Here is a 22,814-nt window from a genome sequence, read left to right as displayed (position 1 = left end):
GCCGCCATCGCCCGCATCGAGCTTTGCATGGGACCCGAGCGAGCGCTAAAGCGCTAACTCTGATCGACAGGAGACGTCATGCCCCACACTCACTACACCACTCTGATTTCCGCGACCAATCTCGCGGAACGGCTTGCCGCCGCGCCGGGCAGCGTGTTCGTCATCGACTGCCGGTTCGATCTGGCCGACACGGAAGCCGGCGAAAAAGCCTATCTGGCCGGGCATCTGCCGGGCGCGCATTACCTGCATCTCGATCGCGATCTGTCGGGGCCGAAGAACGGTCACAACGGCCGCCATCCGCTGCCGGATCGTGCGCGGCTGGTGGAGACGCTGGAGTCGCGCGGCCTGAAGCAGGGCCAGCAGGTCGTCGCGTACGATGCGCAAGGCGGCATGTACGCCGCCCGTGCATGGTGGCTGCTGCGCTGGCTCGGTCACGACGCGGTCGCGCTGCTCGACGGCGGCCTGCAGGCATGGGAAGCCGGCGGTCATCCGCTGACGCAGGACGCGCCGGCCCAGAACACCGGCGACTTCAAGGCAGGCGCGCCGCTGTCCGTCACGGTCGATGCGCAAACGGTCGAGCGCAATCTCGGCTCGAAGGAACACGTGGTGGTCGACGCCCGCGCAGACGATCGTTATCGCGGTGAGAACGAGACACTGGATCGCGTCGGCGGCCACATTCCCGGCGCGCTCAACCGCTTCTTCAAGAACAACCTCACCGCCGACGGCCGCTTCAAACCGGCTCATACGTTGCGCGAGGAATTCCACGCGCTGCTCGCCGACACGCCGCCGGAACACGTGGTGCTGCAATGCGGCTCGGGCGTGACGGCATGCGTGAATGCCCTGGCGATGGAAGTTGCCGGCCTGCACGGCGCCGCGTTGTATGCGGGATCGTGGAGCGAGTGGAGTTCCGACCCGAAGCGGCCCATCGCGACGGGCCCGAATCCTTGAGCGTCCCAGCGAAAGCCACAGCACGTCGTTAGCAAAAAGCCGTTGCCGCCCCGAAAGCGGCAACGGCCTTTTTTTATCGCAAGCGAGGGAGCGGGGACCGCCTCAAGCCACCCCATGCTGCTTGAACCACACCAGCACACGGCGCCAACCATCCTCGGCATCGGCCTTCTTGTAGCTCGGCCGGTAATCCGCGAAAAACGCGTGGCCCGCATCGTCATACACGACGAACTGCGAACCACGGCCCGCTTGCGGCCCTTGCGCGATGGCCTGCTTCATCTGTTCGAGCGTGTCCTGCGGGATGCTCTGATCTTGCAACCCGTAAAGCCCCAGCACCGGCGCATGAAGTTGCGCGACCTGATCGAGCGGATTCGCCGGCATCATCGCGTTCTTTTCGCCCGTTACCCGTCCGTACCAGGCGACACCCGCCTTCAGTCGCGGGTTATGTTCGGCGTACAGCCACGCAATCCGCCCGCCCCAGCAAAAGCCGTTCACGCCAAGCCGGTTCAGATCGCCGCCATGCTCTCCGGCCCAGGCGACGGTGGCATCGAGATCGCCCATCACCTGGTCGTCCGGCACCTTGCTGACCACTAGCGCGCTGATCTGCTGCATGCTTGCATGAACGGTCGGATCGCCCTGCCGTTCAAAAAGATTCGGCGCGATCGCGAGATAGCCCAGCTTGGCGAAGCGCCGGCACACGTCGGCGATATGCTCGTGCACGCCGAAAATCTCGTGCACGACGATGATCACCGGCAAGTGCGTCTTGCCCTTCGGCTGCGCGCGATACGCCGGCACCAGCGTGTCGCCGGAGCGCACCGCGATTTCGCCGGCTTCGAGGCCGTCAGTATCGGTATGAATGGTTTGCGCCGAGACGGGCAGCACGGCGGCGGCGAAGCCGGTGCCGAGCGCGGCTTTAATGAAAGTACGTCGGTTGAAGGGGACGTGCGGGACCAGGCTGTCGATATCGGGTTTCAGCATGCGGGCACTCCTCGATTGAACGTTGGAGGCAACAGGATACGCCTGACACGCATCCTGTTGCAGATGCAACGTTCCCGGGCCGGCCGGGCGCATCGGCGCACGTCAGTGCAGCTTGACCCGCGGCAGCGTGGTGCGGCGCAACCAGTGCGCGAAGGTATCGAGCACCATCCGCGCGTAGCCGTGCAGCGCGGCGATATGCAGCCGGTACAGCGACATATACATGAAGCGCGCGAACAGCCCTTCGATCAGCATATTGCCGCCGATCACCCCGCCCATCAGATTACCGACCGCGCTGAAATGCCCGAGCGACACCAACGACCCAAAGTCGCGATAAGTGAACTCCGGCAGTGGCTTGTTTTCGAGCCGCGCCGCCAGCGCCTTCATCAAAAAGCTCGCCTGCTGGTGAGCCGCCTGCGCGCGCGGCGGCACGTTGCGCTCGTTGCCCGGCCACGGACAGGCGGCGCAATCGCCGAGCGCGAAGACGTTGTCGTCAGTTTGGGTTTGCAGCGTGCGGCGCACGATGAGCTGGCCCAGCCGGTTGACCGGCAAGCCGTCGAGTTCGCTCAAAATCGCCGGCGCCTTGATGCCGGCCGCCCACACCGTCAGATCGGCGCGCACCGTTTTGCCGCTCGCGGTGCGGATCATGCCGGGCGCGACTTCGGCCACGGTTTCGCCGATCATCAGCTTCACGCCGAGCTTGGTGAGCAGCTCGGCCGTGGCGGTCGAGACCCGTTCCTGCAAAGCCGGCAGAATGCGCGGCCCCGCTTCGATCAGCACGATGCCGACGTCATGCCGCGGATCGAGCTTATGCAAGCCGTATGCGGACAACACCTGCGCGGTGTTACGCAATTCCGCCGACAGTTCGACACCCGTCGCGCCGCCGCCGACAATCGCCACCTGAATGCGCGGCTCGCCCGTGGACGACGTGCCCGGCCCCGATTCGACCGGTTCATGCACTTGATGCTCAGCGCGCATGCATGCCGCGATCAGGCGTTTGCGGAAACGCTCGGCCTGGCTGACCGTATCGAGTGCGAGGGAAAATTCAGGCGCGCCTTTGACGCCGAAGAAGGCGGTCGTGCTGCCGATCGCGATGATCAGCGTGTCGTATTCGAGCTGGCGTTCGGGCAGCAACTCGGCGCCGTCGTCGTCGAGCACGGTGCCGAGCGTGAGGCGCTTGTTCGCGCGGTCCAGTCCCGTCAGTTCGCCCTGCTGAAATTCGAAGCCGTGCCAGCGCGCTTGCGCGGCATATTCGAGTTCCTGCGTGAACGGGTCCATGCTGCCCGCCGCCACTTCATGCAGGAGCGGCTTCCAGATATGAGTCGGATTGCGGTCGACGAGCGTGACCTGCGCCCGCACACCGCCCTTGCTCTTGTGGGGTGCATAGCGATCGCCCAAACGCGTCGCCAACTCCAATCCCCCCGCGCCTCCGCCAACCACGATAAAACGATGCATTGAACTCTCCGTGTTTGCCGATGGGTTATGCGTCGTTCGGCGCCCATGAGGATTCACATGAGCGCCGTCTTTCAGCGATTGTCCGCGAGCAGCACGGGTTGTCACAAGCCATCAATACGCATGTGTGACATGCGCACGACGATATCGCGTCCCGTCACACGCACGTCAATGCGCTTCTTCCCAGTTCAGGCCGGCACCCACTTCGGCGACCAGCGGCACTTTCAGGTCGGCGACACCGCACATCAACTCGGGCAAGCGCTTGCGCACGTCGGACAATTCCGCGTCCGGTACTTCGAGAATCAATTCATCGTGCACCTGCATGATCATGCGCGTGCCGATCTTCGAGGCTTCGATCCAGTCCTGCACCGCGATCATCGAGAGCTTGATCAGATCGGCGGCCGTGCCTTGCATCGGCGCGTTGATCGCGGCGCGCTCGGCGGCCTGACGGCGCGGACCATTGCCGCCGTTGATCTCCGGCAGCCACAGGCGGCGGCCGAACACCGTCTCGACGTAACCCTTGGCCTTGGCGCTCACACGCGTTTCGTCCATATAACGCGCCACGCCCGGATAACGCGCGAAATAGCGGTCGATATAGAGTTTGGCTGCGTCGCGCGTGATGCCGAGGTTCGCGGCAAGTCCAAACGAACTCATGCCGTAGATCAGACCAAAGTTGATGACCTTGGCCACGCGGCGTTGATCGTTCGACACTTCGAGCGGCGTCACGCTGAAGATTTCCGCCGCGGTGGCGCGGTGAATGTCTTCGCCCTGCGAGAATGAGCGCAGCAGCGATCCGTCGCCCGAAATGTGCGCCATGATGCGCAGTTCGATCTGCGAATAATCCGCGGAGACCAGCTTGTGTCCGGGCGGTGCAATAAACGCTTCGCGAATACGGCGGCCTTCGCCGGTGCGCACGGGAATGTTCTGCAGGTTCGGGTCGTTCGATGCAAGGCGCCCCGTGACCGCCACAGCCTGCGCATAGTTCGTATGCACGCGGCCCGTGGTGGCGTTGACCATGCGCGGCAGCTTGTCGGTGTAGGTCGACTTCAGCTTCGACAAGCCACGGTGCTCAAGCAGAATCTTCGGCAGCGGATAGTCTTCGGCGAGCTTTTGCAGCACTTCTTCGTCGGTGGACGGTGCGCCGCTCGGCGTCTTCTTGACCACCGGCAGTTCCAGCTTCTCGAAGAAGATCTGCCCGATCTGCTTCGGCGAGCCCAGATTGAATTCGCCGCCGGCCAGCACATACGCTTCGCTTTCCAACTGGATCAGACGCGTGGCGATTTCGCTGCTTTGCTGACGCAGTTTCTCCGCGTCGATCAGCACGCCGGTGCGCTCCATCTTGCGCAGGACACGCGAGGTCGGTAGTTCGATCCCGCGATAGACGTACTCGAGCGTCTTCTCCGCAGTCACTTGCGGATACAGCGCCTGATGCAGCCGCAAAGTGATATCAGCATCTTCCGCCGCGTATTCGGCGGCCTTGTCCAACGCGACTTCGTCGAAGCCGATCTGCCCTGCGCCCTTGCCCGCGACCTCTTCGTACTTGATGGTTTTCACGCCGAGATGGCGCAGCGCGAGGCTGTCCATGTCGTGCGTGCGATGCGATTCGACCACGTACGATTGCAGCAGCGTGTCGTGTTCGACACCGCGCATTTCAATGCCGTAGTTCGCCAGCACCTGCTCGTCGTACTTGAGATGCTGACCGACCTTCTTGTGCTCGGCGCTTTCCAGCCACGGCTTGAGTTTCGCGAGGACTTCGTCGCGCGGCAATTGCACGGGCGCGTCCGGGCCGCGATGCGCGAGCGGCACATACGCCGCCCGGCCGGCTTCAACCGACAACGACAGGCCCACGATCTGCGCAGTCATGGGGTCGAGCGAGGTGGTTTCCGTGTCGAACGAGGTCAGCTCGGCCGCGTTGATCTTCTCGAGCCATGCGTCGAATTGCTCCCACGTCTGCACTGTGTCGTAGTGCCGCTCATGATCCACCGACAAAGCCGGCGCCACATCCGTTTCCGGACCTTCCACGGCGTCCGCGATTTCTACTTCGCGCAGCCACGTCTTAAAGCCGTGGCGCGTGAACACGTCGCGCAACTCCTCGCGCGATTCCGGCCGGCTTTGCAGGCTTTCCTCGATCGACACGATATGGTCGGTCATATCGCAGTTGCGCTCGACCGTGACGAGTTTCCTCGCCATTGGCAGAAAATCGAGCGCTCTGCGCAGATTGTCTCCTACCGCACCTTTAATTTCGTCCGCATGTGCGACGATGCCATCCAGCGACTCGAATTGCGTCAGCCATTTGATCGCTGTTTTCGGCCCGCATTTCTCGACGCCGGGGACGTTGTCGACGGTATCGCCGATCAACGACAGGTAGTCGATAATGCGCTCCGGCGGCACGCCGAACTTGGCGAGCACGCCGGCGCGGTCGAGCGTTTCGTTAGTCATCGTATTGATGAGGGTGACATGATCCGACACAAGCTGCGCCAGATCCTTGTCACCCGTCGACACGATCACATTCATGCCACGCTTTTCCGCTTCGGTGCTGAGGGTGCCGATTACGTCGTCGGCCTCGACGCCTTCGATCATCAGCAAGGGCCAGCCGAGCGCGCGCACGGCCACATGAATCGGCTCGATCTGGCGCGAGAGGTCGTCCGGCATCGACGGGCGATTCGCCTTATAGTCGGGATACCAGTCGTCGCGAAACGTTTTGCCCTTGGCGTCGAACACGCACGCGCTATACTCTGCTGTGACTTCCTTGCGCATGCGCCGCAGCATGTTGATCATCCCGTAGAGCGCACCCGTCGGACCACCGTCGGGGCTGCGCAGATCCGGCATCGCATGGTAGGCCCGGTACAGATAACTCGAACCGTCGACCAATAGCAGGGTCTTACCTTCAAGGCTTCGTTCTTCAGGCATTATGACTAAGAGAAAAGTGATTCCGAGTCTGCGATCACTCGCAGATCAAGAGCGCGCAACGGCCAAAAAGGCCCGCGCATCGTGGCAGATGTTCACGATTATGGCAGAGTTTATCGAGGCGACCGAGTACCTCTCGGAGATTCGTCCGGCTGTCAGCATCTATGGTTCAGCGCGCCTGAAGCCGAACTCGCCCTACTACAAACTTGCCACGCAAATCGCGCGCAAGCTCTCGGATGCCGGCTTCGCCGTGATCTCGGGCGGCGGCCCGGGCATCATGGAGGCGGCCAACAAGGGTGCCCATGCGGGCAAGGCGCCTTCGGTCGGCCTGAACATCGAATTGCCGCACGAGCAATCGGGCAATCAGTGGCAAGACATCTCGTTGCGCTTCCGCCATTTCTTCACGCGCAAGGTCACGTTCGTGAAGAACTCGGACGCGGTGATCGTGATGCCCGGCGGCTTCGGCACGCTGGACGAACTCGCCGAAGTGCTCACGCTGATCCAGACCAAGAAGTCGCGCCATGTGCCGATCATTCTGGTGGGCGCCGAGTTCTGGGAAGGCCTGCTTGCGTGGTTCAAGAACTCGCTCACGCCAATGGGCCTGATCAATCCGACCGACATGGACCTCATGCAGGTCATCGACGATCCGGACCAGGTGCTCGAAGCGGTGCTGAAGTTCTATGAAGACCGCGAAGAAACCGAGCCGCAGCCAACCAAGTCGGACGAAGACCGGATGTTCTATCTGTGAGGCTGCCGCTTCGCGCTCTTGCGCGAGGTGAACGCAAGGCAACGCAGTGCATGAACACGCGCACGCTAACGGGCAGCCTCGAGGCTGCCCGTTTCCGTTTTATCGATTTGATCGCCTTGCGCTTGCAGCCATTCGCAGAACTGCGCCACTAGCGGTGCATCCGCGACCTCGCGTCTCGCCACCCACCAGTAGCCGCGTGCATCGATACGCGGACCCGCCAGCGGCACCACGAGCCGTCCCGACGCCAGTTCATCCGCCAGCAAGGGCAACGGGCCGAGCGCCACGCCGAGGCCATCCACCGCGGCCTGCAAGGCCAGATAGAAGTGATCGAACGACTGCTTCTTCCGGCATTTCGCCGTCACCCCAGCCGCCGATAACCAGTTGCGCCAGGCATCCGGACGCGTATCGGAATGCAGCAGCACGTGCCGCGCGAGATCGTCGGCGACCTTGATCGGCGAACGTTGCAATAACGCGGGACTGCACACCGGAATCTCGGTCTCGCCGAGAAAATGGCCGCTCGCGCAGTTGGCCCAATGCGCGGGACCGCGCCGCACCGCGACGTCGAAGCCATCCAGCGTCTCGACCGGCGCGTTCGAGGTCGCCAATCTCAGCTCCACATTCGGCACCTTGCGCTGGAACTGATGCAGGCGCGGTAGCAGCCACTTCATCGCGAAAGTGGGCAACGCATTCACGCGCAGCACACGGACGACGCCGGTGTCACGCAGTTGATCCGTCGCGAGCGCGATGCTGTCGAACGCAGCCCGAACGGTGGACAGGTAGCGGCGCCCGTCATCGGTCAGGCGCACGCGCTTGCCGCGACGCTCGAACACCTGCACGCCGAGCCACGTTTCGAAAGCGGCGACCTGCCGGCTGATTGCACCGTGCGTCACATGCAATTCGTTCGCGGCGGCGGTGAAGCTCTCATGCCGCGCCGCGGCTTCGAAGGCGCGCAGCGCCGGAAAAGGAGGAAGGTTTCGGGCCATGCTTGTGATTCTAGATCACAAGGCGGTGCTCAAAAATCGTTTTGCTCGACGCCGGTTCGGCGCTAACCTCCTGAGCTTGAACTGGAAGCTAACCAATATGGACCACGATCTCACCTCGTCCGAGCCCGTGCTGGCGCCTACGCCCACATTGCGGGAAATCTTCGGCGGCTTTCTCGGCCTCGGGCTGATCTCCTTTGGCGGCGCACTGCCGCTGGCGCGGCGCGCATTGGTCGAACAACGCCGCTGGCTGAGCGCCGACGAATTCACCGACTTGCTGGGCCTCTGCCAGTTTTTACCGGGCGGCAACGTGATCAATCTCTCGGTGGCGATGGGCATGCGCTTTCGCGGCGTGCCGGGCGCGCTGGCCGGCCTGCTCGGACTGATCGCGGGGCCGTCGCTGGTGGTGATCGGCCTCGGCGTGCTGTACGAGCACACGCAAAACGACCCGTACGTTCGCCATCTTTTCGCGGGTCTTGCCGCCGCCGCGGCCGGCCTGTTGATCGCGATGGCCGTGAAAATCCTGCTGCCGCTGCGGCGTAGCCCAATGGCCGCGCTCATCGCGGCACTCGGCTTCATTGCGATTGCGATCATGCGGCTGCCGCTTCTGCCCACCATGCTGGTGTTGACGCCGCTCAGCATCTATATCGCGTCGAGGAGGGCACGATGAACGAGACGCTCATTGCCCTCGCCGTTATTTTCAGTCAGCTTTCGCTGCTCGCGTTCGGCGGCGGCAATACGATTCTTCCGGAGATGCAGCGTCAGGTGGTGGATGTGCATCACTGGATGCCGGCCAGCGAATTCAGCGCGCTATTCGCACTCGCGCAAGCCGCGCCGGGGCCGAATCTGATGATCGTCACGCTGATCGGCTGGCACGTGGCCGGTTGGGCGGGCATGCTGGTGACGTCGGTGGCGAAGTTCGGGCCGTCGTCGCTGGTGACGATCCTCGCGGTGCATGCATGGGAGCGATTCAAGGACCGCCCGTGGCGTCGCTACGCGCAGTTGGGACTGATGCCGGTGACCGCCGGCATCATCGCGGCGAGCGCGGCGCTGATTGCCGAAGCGTCGAACACGACGGCCATCGCGTGGGCGATCACCTCCTTCACCGTTGTCATGGCGATGACGACGCGCATTCATCCACTGTGGCTTCTGGCGGTCGGCAGTTTGATCGGGCTAGCGGGCTTCGGGCAGCTTTGACTTTGATCGAGCACGAGCGCGCCGAAGCGGCGCTCGCCCTCGTCTGTCGAAGAAGCCGCTTACTGAAACGCGACTTCCGCGAAGCTGCGCAGCTTGCGGCTATGCAAACGATGCAGCCCGTTCATCCGCAATAGCTCCATCGCCTTCACGCCGATCTGTAGATGCTGATCGACCTGCGCGCGATAGAACTGATCCGCCATGCCGGGCAGCTTCAATTCGCCGTGCAACGGCTTGTCCGACACGCACAGCAAGGTGCCGTAAGGCACGCGGAAACGGAAGCCGTTCGCGGCAATCGTCGCGCTCTCCATGTCGAGCGCAACCGCGCGGCTTTGCGAGAGCCGCTGCACCGGCTCGCGATGATCGCGCAACTCCCAGTTGCGGTTGTCCACACTCGCCACCGTGCCCGTACGCATCACGCGCTTCAGTTCGACGCCGTCCAGTTGCGTGACCTGTGCGACCGCGCGCTCCAGCGCCACCTGCACTTCGGCGAGCGCCGGAATCGGCACCCACAGCGGCAGGTCGTCGTCGAGCACGTGATCCTCGCGCACATAGCCGTGCGCCAGCACATAGTCACCGAGACGCTGCGTATTGCGCAAGCCCGCGCAGTGGCCGAGCATGATCCACGCATGCGGGCGCAGCACGGCGATGTGATCGGTAATGGTCTTCGCGTTCGACGGCCCGACGCCGATGTTGATCATCGTGATGCCGCTGCCGTCCGCGCGCTTCAGGTGATACGCGGGCATCTGCGGCAAACGTGGCGGCGCCGTGCCTTCCTGCTCCTGTTCGCCGAGATTCGCGTTGTACGTGACCACGTCGCCGGGCTCGACGAACGACGTATATTCGCTGCGATAGGCGCGCAGTTCCTCGTCGTCGGTATGGGCCATCATCGTGCGGCCGAGTTTGACGAACTCGTCGATATAGAACTGGTAGTTCGTGTACAGCACGTAGTTCTGGCAATGCGTGGGCGAGGTCGCCGTATAGTGCTTCAGCCGATGCAGTGAGAAATCGACCCGCGCCGCGGTGAACAACGCGAGCGGATGCGGCTCGCCCGGCAGCGGTTCATACGTGCCGTTGACGATACGATCGTCGAGCAGCGCCAGGTCCGGCGTGTCGAACACATCGCGCATCAGGAACAGGCGCTCGCGATCCAGATCGCCTTCCAGGTGAATGCCTTCGGCGAAAGCGAAATGAATCGGAATCGGCTGGTCCGACACGCCGACTTCGATCTGCACGTGATGATTCTTTGCCAGCAGGCGCAATTGCTCGCGATAGTAGTTGCCGAACAGATCGGGCCGCGTGACCGTCGTCTCGAACACGCCCGGACCCGCGACGAAGCCATATGAACGGCGCGAGTCGATATGCGTGTTGACCTCGGTGCACACCCGCACGAACGGATAGCAGGCGCGTACCCGGCGTTCGAACAGTTCGTTGCGGCGATAGCGCGCGAAGGCGTCGCGCAGAAACGAAGTGTTCGCTTCGTAGATCGCCGAGAGGCGGGTGACGGCCTCGGTCGCGTCGTCGAAGGATTCGGTTGGGAAGCTGTTGGCGGGAGTCTGCACCGCGCGTTGATTGGTATCGTTGTTCATCTTCATTCGCCTCTAATGATGAGGCCACATTACCACGGAACCGTGACTCGCCAAATCACCTGGCGGTGCTGCAACACACGCTACGGCACCGCTCGCAAGATTGCGCGCACGCCGCACGAAAGCGGCGCAAAATAAGGCGATCGCGCCCGAGGACCAGGTGGGATTTGCTAGAATCGGGGCACCATATTGGAGAATCACCATGAAGCCGCTCCTTCCCGTCGCCGTTGCGCTGGCCCTCGCCTTCGGCAACGCCGCGATGGCTGCCCAGCCTGTCGACGATACACCGGCTCCCGGCGCGCCCCAGTCCGCCAACGAACGGGCCGGTTTGCCCGATCTGGAAAAGATCAATCGTCCGGCCGCCGAGGTCAGCTCGAAGGTTGAAATCAACGTCCCGCGCACGCCGAGCTTCTACGAACGCAGCGCCAACGGCACCGAAATCACCGAATACCGCGACAAAGGCAAGCCCGTCGAAATCAACGTGCATTCGAATCTCGGCACGCGCTATCAGATGAGCGCGCCGCTCGACACGTCGCCCACCGTGCGCGACAACGGCCGTGCAAGCACGCGTTTGCCGTCGGTGCACCTGGCCTATTGATGCATGCCGGGGCGGCGCCCCGGTGTGGGGGCCGCCCCGATCCAGGCGCCCGCGAGGCGCCGTCCCGGGCCTCAGTCTGCTTGCCGGGTCTCACGCTGGTGGTAAGGCGTTGAAATGCCGCAGCGTTTCACGGCCCCGCAAGAACGCTTTTCCGATACCGAATTTGCCGCACATCGCACTGGCCGCACCGCGCCAGCCCGACCAACCTGATCTGACGTTTCCCGCATGGCTGTCTTCACCGCTGTCACCGAACCCCAACTTGCAGAATGGATGAGCCATTACGATCTCGGCGACGTCGTCGAATTTCGCGGCATTTCCTCCGGTATTGAGAACAGCAACTTCTTTCTGACGACGACGCGCGGCGAATACGTCCTCACGATTTTCGAAAAGCTGACGGCCGAACAACTGCCGTTCTATCTCGACCTCATGCGGCATCTGGCTGCGCATCGCGTGCCGGTGCCGGACCCCATGCCGCGCGAAGACGGCGCGCTGTTCGGCACCTTGCATGGCAAGCCCGCCGCCATCGTGACCAAGCTCGAGGGCGCGCCGGAATTGGCGCCGGGCGTCGAACACTGCATCGAAGTCGGGCAAATGCTGGCGCGCATGCACCTGGCAGGACGCGACTACACGGGCTATCAGCCGAATCTGCGCAGCCTGCCGTGGTGGCAGGAAACCGTGCCGACCATCCTGCCGTTTCTGGAAGGCGAGCAACGCGATCTGCTGTCGTCCGAACTGGCGCATCAGGAAGCCTTCTTCGCCTCGGCCGATTACGCCGCGCTTCCCGAAGGCCCCTGCCACGCCGACCTGTTCCGCGATAACGCCATGTTCGCGCACGCCGCGCCGGACACGGGCCACGAAGTGCGCCTCGGCGGTTTCTTCGACTTCTATTTCGCCGGCTGCGACAAGTGGCTGTTCGACGTGGCGGTAACGGTCAACGACTGGTGCGTCGACCTCGCCACCGGCAAACTCGACGACGCGCGCACCGAAGCCATGCTGCGCGCCTACCAGACCGTGCGCCCCTTCACCGTCGAAGAAAACCGCCATTGGGGCGACATGCTGCGAGCGGGCGCGTACCGCTTCTGGGTCTCGCGCCTGTATGATTTTCATTTGCCGCGCGCGGCCGAACTGCTCAAACCGCACGACCCCGGCCATTTCGAGCGCATTCTGCGCGAACGCCTAACCGGCGTTGCACTTCCAGGCATCCATACCTCATGCAACTGATCGAAGTCCCCGCGAAAGCCGGCTATGTGTGGTTCCGGCAGGGTATCTGGCTGTTCCGCAAGAACCCGCTCGCGTTCCTGACGCTGTTCTTCACCTATCTGCTGGTGATGACGCTCGTGTCGCAGATTCCGGTGGTCGGCGGCGTGTTGCCGCTGGCCTTCATTCCGGGCGTCGCGGTCGGCTTCATGGCGGCGTGCCGCAACACGATCGCCGGCAAACCGGTGTTTCCGACCATTCTGGTGGATGGTTTTCACTCGTACGGCCCGGTGGTCGCCAAACGGCTGCTGGTGCTCGGCGTGCTCTACGTCGTCGCAATGGCGCTGGTGCTGGCCGCTTCGGCACTCGCCGACGGCGGCATGCTGCTGAAGGTCATGCTCGGCGCCGCCGCGATGGATCAGGACGCGATCGCCAACAGCAATATCCCGCTGGCGGTGATCACGGCCTTCGCGGTCTACATTCCGGTGGCGATGATTTTCTGGTTCTCGCCGATTCTCGCCGCGTGGCATGACGTGCCGCCCGTCAAGGCGATGTTCTTCAGCCTCGTCAGTTGCTGGCGCAACCGCGGCGCGTTTATCGTGTTCGGCGCGCTGTGGTTCGCGGTGGCGTTGACGGTGTCGCTCGGCTTGTCGGCGCTGATGCAGGCGCTGGGCGCGGGCGACTTCGCGTTTGCGATCCTGATGCCAGCCACGATGATCGTCACCACGATGCTGTACTGCTCGTTCTACGCGACCTATCGCGGCTGCTTTGGCGTGCAAACGCCCGAAGCACCGGACTTGCCGACCACACCAGCGGCTTGAGTTCCGTTCGGGCGCGGGCGCTGTTCTGGCGCCCGCGCCTGTGCTGCCCTCTCGGCAGCGCATGCCCTCGCCGTTTCCTGAATCTCCAGCTGCACTCGTCAAACTGTGCCGATTTGCGGCACAATGGTTTGCGCGCAATCCATTTGCACGCTCTTTTATACGAGATGCACCATGACCCAGCGCCCCGCTTTGCCCTTCACGCTCGACGAGCAACTCTGCTTCGCCCTCTACTCGACCTCGCTTGCCATGACGAAGGCGTACAAGCCGCTACTGGACAAGCTGGGCCTGACGTATCCGCAATATCTGGCCATGCTGGTGCTGTGGGAGAGCGACGACGTCACGGTCAAAGACATGGCCGCGCGCCTGAACCTCGACTCGGCGACGGTCACGCCGCTGCTCAAGCGCCTCGAGACACAAGGGCTGCTGGAGCGGGTGCGCGGCGTCGAAGATGAGCGTCTCGTATATATCCGGCTCACCAAAGCCGGCTCGGCGCTCAAGCGCCAGGCGCGCGAAGTGCCCGCGGAAATCTTGTGCGCAACCCAGCAGACGCCCGAATTTCTGCTGCGTTTGCGCGACGACCTGACTCGCCTGCGCACCACCCTCAACGATTACATGGACCTCTAGTCGGCCCGTTGCAAAACGTGCGCTATCGCTATGATGCAAAAATTCATTTGCACACAAATGATTTGTGTACTATCTTACTCACATGCCGCTGCGACAGCGCTCCGCCAGAACGGCGGGCTCGGCAAAGAGCGGCAAATTTGCAGATCCTGACAACCCAGACATAGGAATAGCACCATGAACATCCTCTACAAAGCAAGCGCAACGAGCACCGGTGGCCGCGACGGCCGTGCAGTATCGTCGGACAATGCATTGGACGTTAAGCTGGCAGCACCGCGTGAACTGGGCGGCACCGGCGCAGCAGGTACGAATCCGGAACAACTCTTTGCAGCAGGCTACTCGGCGTGTTTCCTGAGCGCCATGAAGTTTGTCGCAGGCCAGAAGAAGCAGACCTTGCCGGCGGACACGCAAGTCACGGCGGAAGTCGGCATCGGCCCGAACGACAAGGGCGGCTTCGCACTCGACATCGATCTGCGCGTCTCGCTGCCGGGTCTGGACGCCGGCGCGGCGAAGGAACTGGTCGACGCAGCGCATCAGGTCTGCCCGTACTCGAACGCCACGCGTAACAACGTCGACGTCCGTTTGCAAATCGCGTAAGCGACGGATTCGATGCATCGCTAAAGAACCGCTTGAGCGGCGCGGAAAACCTCACCGCCTGCCACGCACGGCGCCCGCACCCTGCACAATAGGGGCGGGCGCTGTGCCGTTTGCGGACGCGGCATGCGATGTGCGACGCAGGGCCATACCGTGGCTTGCAGCGCTCTCGGCCGGCGATAGCGCGGGCATCCAACTTAGTTCCACTCTCCACGTTCCTGATGACACGCGTCCGACAACTGAACGACTCCTTCGACACCGGTCTGGTCTGGTTTCGCCGCGACCTGCGCAGCACGGACAACGCCGCGCTCTACTACGCGCTCAAGCATTGCGAGCGCGTGTGGTGCGTATTCGTGTTCGACACGACGATCCTGCAGCCGCTGGTCGACGCGTGGCAGGCTCGTCATCCCGATACGCAGCCGCAGGATCGCCGCATCGAGTTGATTCTTGCGGCGCTGGGCGAACTGGATGAAGCATTACGCGCCAATGGCGGCGGCTTGATCGTGCTGTACGGCGACCCCAGCGACCTGGTGCCGAAGCTCGCCGACGAACTCGGCGTGGACGCGGTTTTCGCGAATCACGACTACGAGCCGGTCGCCATCGAGCGCGACGAGACGGTCCGCGAGCGGCTCGCTGAAGCTGGACGCCAGTGGCTGACGTTCAAGGATCAGGTGATTTTCGAGCGCGACGAGGTGCTCACCGGCCAGAACAAGCCTTTCACGGTGTTCACGCCGTACAAGAACGCATGGCTCAGGCAACTGACGGCCTTCGATCTGAAGCCGTATCCCGTGGAAACCTACACGAAGCATCTGGCCGCGCCGCCGTCGAAGCTGGACCGCCGGTTACCGACGCTCGCTCAACTCGGCTTTGCGCCGAGCAACCTGGCGGAACTGGACCTGCCCACCGGCATGAGCGGCGCGCAGCATCTGCTCGACGACTTCGCGACGCGTATCGACAGCTACAAGGACCGGCGCGACTTCCCCGCCGCCAAAGGCCCGAGCTACCTGTCGATGCATCTGCGCTTCGGGACGGTCTCGATTCGCACACTTGCGCGCCTCGCCCACGAGATGTCGCTGCAACCCGACGGGCAAGGCTCCGCGACGTGGCTGTCGGAGCTAATCTGGCGAGACTTCTACTTCATGATCCTGGCGCATCATCCGCGGCTCGCAAGCGGCGCGTCGTTCAAGGAAGAGTACGACCGGCTGCGCTGGGAACAGGGCCCGGAGGCGGACGAAGCGTTCGCCGCGTGGTGCGACGGCCGCACGGGCTACCCGCTCGTCGACGCCGCGATGCTGCAATTGAACCGCACCGGCTATATGCACAACCGCTTGCGGATGGTGACAGCGAGCTTCCTGGTGAAGGATCTGGGCGTGGACTGGCGGCTCGGCGAACGGTACTTCGCCGAACAGTTGAACGACTTCGATTTCTCGGCGAATAACGGCGGATGGCAGTGGGCGGCGTCGACGGGATGCGACGCGCAGCCTTATTTCCGGATCTTCAATCCGATCACGCAGTCCGAAAAATTCGACGCCGAAGGACGCTTTATCAAACGCTATTTGCCCCAGCTCGCGAAGCTGCCGTCGAAGTGGATTCACGCGCCGTGGCTGGCGGGAGCGGACCGGCTCGCGGAATTCGACGTGGTATTGGGCAAGGACTATCCGGCACCGATCGTCGATCATGCCGAAGCGCGGGCGCGTACGCTGGCCCGTTTCGGCAAGTGAGCACCCGCTTACGCCGCTTTGCTTTGATTCCAGATATCTGAAGGAGACTCGGGGATGCGCCGATTGCCGTCGCTGCTGGTGTTTCTTGTTTTGGCGTTCGCAGCCGCGTTCGTTGCGAGCCGGTTTTTGCCTGACGCCTGGTACGTGGCGCTGCAAAAGCCCGCGTTCAATCCGCCGGACTGGGTGTTCCCGCCGGCGTGGTCGGTGCTGTATGTGCTGATGGCGATTGCCGCCTGGCGCGTGTGGAAACGCGACGGCCTGAGCGCATCGATCGTTTTATGGCTGGTGCAGTTGCTGTTCAACGCGGCCTGGATGTGGCTCTTCTTCGGCCTGCATCGACCGGGCGTGGCGCTGGCCGATATTTTGATACTGCTGATATTGATCGTCGCGCTGACATGCGCATTCTGGCGACGAGACCGCTGGGCAGGCGGATTATTGATGCCCTATGTCGCCTGGGTGGCGTTCGCCGCGGTGTTGAATCACGCGTTGTGGCAATTGAATCCGGCTGTCTGAGCGCTTGCGACAATCTGCGACAGCTTGGGCGCCTCACCCGAACACCGGCGTCGCAATCCGCGCCGATGTTTTTGTCTTGCGCAGCTTAGTGCTGGCTCATCCACGACGGTTGGCGAAGGTTCGCCTCACGGTCCAGCTTACGCATACGGAATTCCAGATCGTACAGATCCGTTGCTTCGGCGAGGAAAGCGTCAGCGCGTTCTTTCGCGAGTTGATCGGGCGATTTGGTCAGAAACAGAAACAGGCGGCTAAGCAGATACATGGTCAACCTCGGCAATGAGTTTAGGCGTTAACGCCTAAGGGATAACCCGTATTATAGGGAAAACCCTAGGGACGCGCCAGCACTCATTTCGAAGTGTTGCTCCAACGTCACCGTGCGCCCGCTGAGGCCGCTGCGGCGTCCGCTTCCGCGATACGACCCGTGCCTGTGCGGCGCTGGTGCTTGAAAAATTCCCACACCATGGCGCTTGCGTCAGGACCTTTGGCGGAATGAAACGGCACGGCGTCGTCACCACCGCTCCAGGCATGGGCAAGCCCTTGCACACGGCACAGCCGCACCACGCGCCGCCCGCCGCGCAGGTAGTCGCGCATGACCACGCCGCCCTTGCGGTCCTCGCGGACTTCACCGGATTTGCGCGCGCCGTTCTGGTCGACGATGCGGTTCAGGCGGAGAAACTGCACGGCCAGCTGGTCGGCATTGATCGGCGAGACCACATGGTCGGCGTCGCCGTGGATGATGATGGCCGGCATGCCGGGGTAACGCGCCACGTCGGCGGTTTCGTCGACCAGTTCGGCCGGTTCGCGGCGCGCGCCGCGCCGCATCACGTCCATCGCCGCGACGCCGGAACGCGCCTCGCCGAAAGCGGGGCCGGAATGCAGCGCGACCGCTGCGAAATGCTCCGGATAGTTGACGGCCAGAAGCGCCGTCAGGCCGGCGCCGGCGGAGATTCCGGCGACGTACACGCGCTCGCTGTCGAAACCATGCTGCGCGACCAAGGCGTCCACCAGCGACACCACCGCTCGCGCTTCGGCACCGCCGGCGCTATCGCCGGCGTCGTACCAATGCCAGCAGCGGTGCGAGTGCACGTGCTTCGACTGTTCCGGATAAACCACGGCAAAGCCGAAGCGGTCGGCGAGCACGTTCATCCGCGTGCCTTCGGCGAATTCGTCGATCGACTGCGTGCAGCCGTGCAGCATCACCACCAGCGGCATGGCCTCGAGCGCATGGCCCGTCGGGACGTACAAGCCGTACTGAAGATGATTGACGAGCCGGCCGGGCGCGGCGGGCGCCGAGTGGAACGAGCGCGTCCACGAGCCGCTCGCCCATGCCGACGCGCGTGGACGCACCCGCGACTCGCGAGCGGCGGCGCGCGGCACTTCGCGCTTGGCGGGCGCACGCACCACCGCATCCAGCTTGACCGGGCGAACTTTGGTGGACGGCTTACTGGTGGCGGGCCGGGCCGGTCGCGTCGTGGTGCGCTTGGTGGATTTGCGGGCGTGCTCGGTTTGGATCGCGAGCAGCCGCTTCAGACCGCGCAGCCAGATTTTCGATAGACTTTTTGCCATTGGCGGAAAAACCTCGCAAAAAGGGACAGGGTCCGTCCGGTAGAACGGCGCTTTGTTGTGCAATGCACAATAACACCAATCCTCATGCGATGCTGGAACCCTGGAATCCTATCCGGGACCGAATTTTCCGCTCGGCGAACCTTGTCACGAGGCTGGCGTCAAAGCCCGGCAAGGCTCGTCCGCTGTTTATCTGCCATTTGTCGGCCGAATCTTTATCACTTGTTCGTCAGCTAACGTTAAGCGGCAAAAAGCTACGTGCGCGGCGCGCCGCCCTGCAGCACCCGTCTATACTGGCGGTTGATTCTTTGCCGCGCGCGACTTACGCCGCGCCGGCCGAGTCGGCGATTTGCGCCGCTCGCGCGTTAGCCCACCACCAACCCGATTCTACGCGGCCTTGGTCGCGCTTTTTGCCATGCCCGATTTACCTGCCCACCTTTGGTATTCGATCACCAGCCTCGGCGGCGCCGGCATGACGCTGCCGCTCGCGTTTGCCATCGCGGTGTGGCTGGCGGTCGGCTACACATGGCGGATGGCGGCGGGCTGGCTGCTACTGCTCGGCGCAGCCATCGGCATTGTGACGGTGACGAAGCTGGCATTCCTCGGCTGGGGTGTCGGCGTGCGAGAGCTGGACTTCACCGGCGTCAGCGGCCATGCCATGCTGTCCACCGCGGTCTATCCCGTCGTGCTGTTCCTCATACTGTTGCCGGCGCGTCCGGGCATCCGTTTGGCCGGCGTGCTGCTCGGCCTTGCCGCGGGGATCGCGGTGGGGTTGTCGCGCGTCGTGCTGAGCGCTCACTCGCCGTCTGAAGCCATTACCGGCTGCCTGACCGGCGCCTTGGCGGCGCTGGTGTTCGTCCGCCTCGCGTGGCATGCGGAGCCGGGCCGGCTGTCGGTTCTGCCCGTCGCCGTCAGCATGATGATCCTCGCGGTGCTGGTGCACGGCGTGCATGTGCCGACGCAGCGCTGGGTCACGCATATCGCGCTGAAAGTGTCCGGTCATGACCGGCCGTTCATTCGCGCGAAGTGGAAGGCGGTACGCGATGTCCGTCCGGCCACGGCGCCGCTGTCGCAAACGCTCAACACGCTGGCGCCGCCGCATTCGTCCGGCGCCTGAATCATCCCCGTTGTTCGACGAGCCGCTTCATGCGCACGGCTGAATAATTGTCATGGGCCACCGTTATAACCTTTCATATATTACGATAGCGTTTTAACCCGCCGATCTGGTTCACGCCGGACTTCCAATCCTTCATGACACTCTGCCACCGCCTTCTGAAGCAAGCGCTGTTCGTCGCCAGCGCTGTCTCCGTCGCCATCAGCGCCAACGCGCACGCCGACGAACTGGTGGTTTCCGCCGCCGCCAGCCTGACCAACGCGTTCAAGGCGGTCAGTGAAGTGTTCGAGCAGCAGCATCCGGGCACCAAGGTGCTGCTGAACTTCGGCGCCTCCGACGTACTGATGCAGCAGATCGCCAAGGGCGCGCCCGCCGACGTGTTCGCGTCCGCGGATCAAAAGGCCATGGACAAGGCCGCCGCCGAAAAAGTGATCGTGCCGGCCACGCGCCGCGACTTCGCCGCTAATTCACTGGTGTTGATCGTGCCGACCGACAGCCATTTCGCGCCGACCGCTCTGAACGATCTGACTTCGGCGAGCGTGAAGCGCGTCGCGTACGGCGATCCGGCTTCCGTGCCGGTCGGCCGATACACCCAGGGCGCTCTGCAGGCCGCGGGCGTGTGGGATGCGGTGAGCGCGAAGGCGGTGCTGGCCTCGAACGTGCGTCAGAGCCTCGACTATGTGTCGCGTGGCGAAGTCGACGCCGGCTTCGTGTTCAGCACCGACGCCGCCGTCATGCCGGACAAGGTCAAGGTCGCGCTCAACGTGCCGACGCAAACGCCGATCACCTATCCGATCGCGCAAGTGGAAGGCAGCCGCCACGCAGCGGACGCGCAAGCGTTCATGAACTTCGTGCTGTCGCCGGCCGGCCAGGCCGTGCTCGCCAAGTACGGCTTCAAGCCCGCGCACTAACTTCACCGGGACGACGCACGCTCATGCAACAGGCCTGGATTCCGCTTCTGCTGTCGTTGAAAGTGGCGGGCTGGGCCACCGCGCTCAATCTGGTATTCGGCGTCGCGGCGGGCTTCGGTTTGTCGCGCTGGCGCTCCGGCGCGCGCGACGTGATCGACTCGCTGCTGATGCTGCCGCTCGTCATGCCGCCCACCGTGCTCGGCTATTACCTGCTCGTTCTGCTCGGACGGCGTGGCGTGATCGGCGGCTGGCTCGACCGCTTCGATATCCAGTTGGTGTTCACCTGGCAGGGCGCGGTGATCGCGTCGACGGTCGTGGCGTTTCCGCTCGTACTCAAATCGGCGCGCGCCGCCTTCGAGGCCGTCGATCCGCAACTCGAGCGCGCCGCGCGCACGCTCGGCGTCAGCGAGACGGCCGTGTTCTTTCGCGTGACGCTGCCGCTCGCCGCGCGCGGCATTCTCGCCGGCGGCCTGCTGGCTTTCGCGCGGGCGCTCGGCGAATTCGGCGCGACGCTGATGATCGCGGGCAATCTGCCGGGACGCACGCAGACGCTGTCGGTAGCGGTGTATTCAGCCGTGCAGGCCGGCGACGACAGCACCGCGAATTTCCTCGTGCTCGTGACCTCGGTGACGTGTGTCGTGATCCTGTTGCTCGCGGGGCGTCTCGTGCCGCAGCACACGTTGTTGAAGTCAGGTTGATATGCTGCTCGCCGTCGACATCCGCAAGACCTTCCAGAGCGCCGAGCGCCGCTTCACGCTCGATGTCGCCTTCAACGCGACCTCGCAACGCGTCGTGCTGTTCGGGCCGTCGGGTGCGGGCAAGAGTCTGACGTTGCAGGCTATCGCCGGCCTGCTGCGTCCCGACGAAGGCTCGATCACGCTGCACGGCAACGCGCTGTTCGACAGCGTGCGCGGCGTCGATCTGAAACCGCAGGCGCGCAAGCTCGCCTATCTGTTTCAGGACTACGCGCTATTTCCGCATCTGAATGTGCGGCAGAACATCGGCTTCGGTTTGCAGCAGGGTTGGCTCAATCCGCGCAAGCAAATCGCGCATCCGCAGATCGATTACTGGCTCGATGCCTTGGAGTTGAAGAGCGTGGCGGGCAACCATCCGGCGCAGCTTTCCGGTGGACAAAAGCAGCGCGTGGCGCTGGCGCGAGCGCTCGTCGCGCAACCTCAGGTGCTGTTGCTGGACGAACCGTTTTCGGCGCTCGACAGCGTCTTGCGTCAGCGCATGCGCCGCGAGTTGTCCGATCTGCAGACCCGGCTCGATATTCCGATGGTGTTGATCACGCACGATCCCGACGATGTCGCCGCCTTCGGCGATCAGGTCGTGCAGGTCAGCGATGGCTGCGTGCGCGAGGATCATCCGTTCGCCGGCTATGCGCGCAGCGAGCCTTGACTCGATCGTTAGCGTTTCGCGCGCTCAGTCCTTTACCCCGAGAATCACACTCGACGCCTTGAACGCGGCGACGGCGCTCCCGCCTTCCACGAGGCCGAGCGTGTCGACGCTCTCATTCGTGACGACCGCGGTAATCACCGCTCCGCCATCCAGCACCAGCGAGACCTCGGCATTGACCGCGCCGCGCTTCACGCTCTGCACCGTGCCGCGCAACTGATTGCGCGCCGAGAGTTTGAGCGGCGCGCCGCTTTCGCTGCCGACGAGCAGCACGACCCACGACGCCTTGATTAACGCGAACGCCGCGGCGCCCTCGACGAGGCCCAGCGTCTCGGTGCTTTCATGCGTGATGATCGAGACGATCGCATGGCCGCCGGGCAGCGTCAGCACGACTTCGTCGTTGACGGTGCCGCGCGTGATCGCCGACACCGTGCCATACAGCTGATTGCGCGCACTCGTCTTCACGCCGATCCGGCCGATCAGATCCCAGTCCGTCGCGAATCCTTCGATCGCCGCGCCCGCGCGTTCGAGAAAGCGCCGATGCTCGCGTTCCACCGCACGAAACGTCTCGATCAGCTTGACGGCGCGCGGCGTCAGCGTGGTGCCGCCACCGCCTTTGCCGCCGGTCAGGCGCACCACGAGCGGCTCGCCGGCGAGATTGTTCATCGTATCGACGGCATCCCACGCGCCTTTGTAGCTCATGCCGACGGCTTTGGCCGCGCTGGTGATCGAGCCGGTCTCGCCGATCGCCGCGAGCAGCGCGATCCGCGACGCGCCGCCGAGCGTCTGCGCGCCCGCCTGAAACCAGACGGAACCGCCGAGCTCGAGATTGTCGCGGGAAGGATCGGTGTGGTCGGATGTCATGGCGAGGAGCAGTCGATGAGCGAGGAAAGGACGACGAATCATTATAGCGACGCAGACCCGCGTCACCGGCCGCGCGGCCAGCCGACTTCGAAGCGGGATAGATGGGATACTT

General features: G+C 63.7%; 23 protein-coding genes. 15 read left to right on the top strand and 8 right to left on the bottom strand.

Annotation, left to right across the window (positions count from 1 at the left end; genetic code table 11):
• Positions 1–78 precede the first annotated feature (78 nt).
• Positions 79–948 (top strand): sulfurtransferase, encoded by an 870-nt coding sequence (locus P0D96_RS25005; protein ID WP_132383732.1) that lies wholly within the window; start codon positions 79–81, stop codon positions 946–948.
• Between the two features lie 102 nt (positions 949–1,050).
• Here P0D96_RS25005 and P0D96_RS25000 read toward each other — a convergent pair whose 3' ends face one another.
• From P0D96_RS25000 to polA, 3 genes are all read right to left on the bottom strand, one after another.
• A complete protein-coding gene (locus P0D96_RS25000; protein ID WP_132383730.1) occupies positions 1,051–1,923 on the bottom strand; it encodes a dienelactone hydrolase family protein in 873 nt (290 codons plus the stop codon).
• A gap of 102 nt (positions 1,924–2,025) precedes the next feature.
• Complete coding sequence (locus P0D96_RS24995; protein ID WP_408315954.1) at positions 2,026–3,375, bottom strand: NAD(P)/FAD-dependent oxidoreductase; 1,350 nt, start codon at positions 3,373–3,375, stop codon at positions 2,026–2,028.
• A gap of 165 nt (positions 3,376–3,540) precedes the next feature.
• Positions 3,541–6,282 (bottom strand): DNA polymerase I, encoded by a 2,742-nt coding sequence (gene polA, locus P0D96_RS24990; RefSeq protein ID WP_408315951.1) that lies wholly within the window; start codon positions 6,280–6,282, stop codon positions 3,541–3,543.
• A 1-nt stretch (position 6,283) separates the two neighbouring features.
• Between polA and P0D96_RS24985 the strand changes: the two genes are divergently transcribed.
• Positions 6,284–7,027: an LOG family protein gene (locus P0D96_RS24985; protein WP_106282655.1), complete on the top strand. Its 744-nt coding sequence runs from the start codon at positions 6,284–6,286 to the stop codon at positions 7,025–7,027.
• 65 nt (positions 7,028–7,092) lie between these two features.
• On the opposite strand, the gene P0D96_RS24980 is transcribed toward P0D96_RS24985, so the two are convergent.
• Positions 7,093–8,010: a transcriptional regulator GcvA gene (locus tag P0D96_RS24980; protein ID WP_408315949.1), complete on the bottom strand. Its 918-nt coding sequence runs from the start codon at positions 8,008–8,010 to the stop codon at positions 7,093–7,095.
• A gap of 97 nt (positions 8,011–8,107) precedes the next feature.
• On the opposite strand from P0D96_RS24980, the gene P0D96_RS24975 reads away from it, so the two are divergent.
• The gene (locus tag P0D96_RS24975; RefSeq protein ID WP_408287022.1) at positions 8,108–8,677 is read left to right on the top strand and encodes a chromate transporter; all 570 of its coding nucleotides are present in this window, start codon (positions 8,108–8,110) and stop codon (positions 8,675–8,677) included.
• Positions 8,674–9,204, top strand: coding sequence for a chromate transporter (locus P0D96_RS24970; RefSeq protein ID WP_132383722.1), 531 nt, complete (start codon positions 8,674–8,676; stop codon positions 9,202–9,204). The genes P0D96_RS24975 and P0D96_RS24970 overlap by 4 nt, the downstream gene beginning before the upstream one ends.
• Positions 9,205–9,263: 59 nt before the next feature.
• On the opposite strand, the gene P0D96_RS24965 is transcribed toward P0D96_RS24970, so the two are convergent.
• Positions 9,264–10,790, bottom strand: coding sequence for an AMP nucleosidase (locus P0D96_RS24965; protein ID WP_012428586.1), 1,527 nt, complete (start codon positions 10,788–10,790; stop codon positions 9,264–9,266).
• 199 nt (positions 10,791–10,989) lie between these two features.
• On the opposite strand from P0D96_RS24965, the gene P0D96_RS24960 reads away from it, so the two are divergent.
• The 7 genes from P0D96_RS24960 to P0D96_RS24930 all read left to right on the top strand — a co-directional run bounded on the left by P0D96_RS24960 (position 10,990) and on the right by P0D96_RS24930 (position 16,852).
• Complete coding sequence (locus P0D96_RS24960) at positions 10,990–11,385, top strand: hypothetical protein (protein WP_132383720.1); 396 nt, start codon at positions 10,990–10,992, stop codon at positions 11,383–11,385.
• 225 nt (positions 11,386–11,610) lie between these two features.
• Complete coding sequence (locus tag P0D96_RS24955; RefSeq protein ID WP_408178495.1) at positions 11,611–12,606, top strand: homoserine kinase; 996 nt, start codon at positions 11,611–11,613, stop codon at positions 12,604–12,606.
• Positions 12,597–13,403: a BPSS1780 family membrane protein gene (locus P0D96_RS24950; protein WP_132383716.1), complete on the top strand. Its 807-nt coding sequence runs from the start codon at positions 12,597–12,599 to the stop codon at positions 13,401–13,403. Before P0D96_RS24955 ends, P0D96_RS24950 begins: the two co-directional genes overlap by 10 nt.
• Positions 13,404–13,574: 171 nt before the next feature.
• Positions 13,575–14,027, top strand: coding sequence for a MarR family winged helix-turn-helix transcriptional regulator (locus P0D96_RS24945; RefSeq protein WP_408178494.1), 453 nt, complete (start codon positions 13,575–13,577; stop codon positions 14,025–14,027).
• A gap of 174 nt (positions 14,028–14,201) precedes the next feature.
• Complete coding sequence (locus P0D96_RS24940; RefSeq protein WP_106282649.1) at positions 14,202–14,621, top strand: organic hydroperoxide resistance protein; 420 nt, start codon at positions 14,202–14,204, stop codon at positions 14,619–14,621.
• Between the two features lie 218 nt (positions 14,622–14,839).
• Positions 14,840–16,339, top strand: a complete 1,500-nt coding sequence (locus P0D96_RS24935; protein WP_408315945.1) for a cryptochrome/photolyase family protein — start codon at positions 14,840–14,842, stop codon at positions 16,337–16,339.
• 54 nt (positions 16,340–16,393) lie between these two features.
• Positions 16,394–16,852 (top strand): TspO/MBR family protein, encoded by a 459-nt coding sequence (locus P0D96_RS24930; protein ID WP_408287015.1) that lies wholly within the window; start codon positions 16,394–16,396, stop codon positions 16,850–16,852.
• Between the two features lie 85 nt (positions 16,853–16,937).
• On the opposite strand, the gene P0D96_RS24925 is transcribed toward P0D96_RS24930, so the two are convergent.
• Complete coding sequence (locus P0D96_RS24925) at positions 16,938–17,114, bottom strand: DUF3563 family protein (protein ID WP_132383708.1); 177 nt, start codon at positions 17,112–17,114, stop codon at positions 16,938–16,940.
• Between the two features lie 107 nt (positions 17,115–17,221).
• Positions 17,222–18,418 (bottom strand): extracellular catalytic domain type 1 short-chain-length polyhydroxyalkanoate depolymerase, encoded by a 1,197-nt coding sequence (locus tag P0D96_RS24920; RefSeq protein WP_408315942.1) that lies wholly within the window; start codon positions 18,416–18,418, stop codon positions 17,222–17,224.
• A 412-nt stretch (positions 18,419–18,830) separates the two neighbouring features.
• Between P0D96_RS24920 and P0D96_RS24915 the strand changes: the two genes are divergently transcribed.
• The 4 genes from P0D96_RS24915 (at position 18,831) to P0D96_RS24900 (ending at position 21,841) form a co-directional block, all read left to right on the top strand.
• Positions 18,831–19,532 carry a phosphatase PAP2 family protein gene (locus P0D96_RS24915; RefSeq protein ID WP_408315939.1) on the top strand — a complete coding sequence of 234 codons (702 nt, stop codon included), beginning with the start codon at positions 18,831–18,833 and terminating at the stop codon, positions 19,530–19,532.
• Between the two features lie 134 nt (positions 19,533–19,666).
• The gene (modA, locus tag P0D96_RS24910) at positions 19,667–20,440 is read left to right on the top strand and encodes a molybdate ABC transporter substrate-binding protein (RefSeq protein ID WP_408315936.1); all 774 of its coding nucleotides are present in this window, start codon (positions 19,667–19,669) and stop codon (positions 20,438–20,440) included.
• 23 nt (positions 20,441–20,463) lie between these two features.
• Positions 20,464–21,138: a molybdate ABC transporter permease subunit gene (modB, locus tag P0D96_RS24905; protein WP_132383700.1), complete on the top strand. Its 675-nt coding sequence runs from the start codon at positions 20,464–20,466 to the stop codon at positions 21,136–21,138.
• A gap of 1 nt (position 21,139) precedes the next feature.
• On the top strand, positions 21,140–21,841 hold the full coding sequence (locus P0D96_RS24900) for a sulfate/molybdate ABC transporter ATP-binding protein (protein ID WP_408315933.1): 702 nt from the start codon (positions 21,140–21,142) through the stop codon (positions 21,839–21,841).
• A 24-nt stretch (positions 21,842–21,865) separates the two neighbouring features.
• Here the strand turns inward: P0D96_RS24900 and P0D96_RS24895 are convergent, their stop codons facing one another.
• Positions 21,866–22,702, bottom strand: coding sequence for a TOBE domain-containing protein (locus P0D96_RS24895; RefSeq protein WP_408315930.1), 837 nt, complete (start codon positions 22,700–22,702; stop codon positions 21,866–21,868).
• Positions 22,703–22,814: the final 112 nt, after the last annotated feature.

Origin of the sequence: Paraburkholderia sp. RL17-347-BIC-D, assembly GCF_046027915.1 — a bacterium.
Lineage (GTDB): Bacteria > Pseudomonadota > Gammaproteobacteria > Burkholderiales > Burkholderiaceae > Paraburkholderia.
Note: the sequence above shows the minus strand (reverse complement) of the source record. Positions and strands in the feature narration are given on the sequence as shown.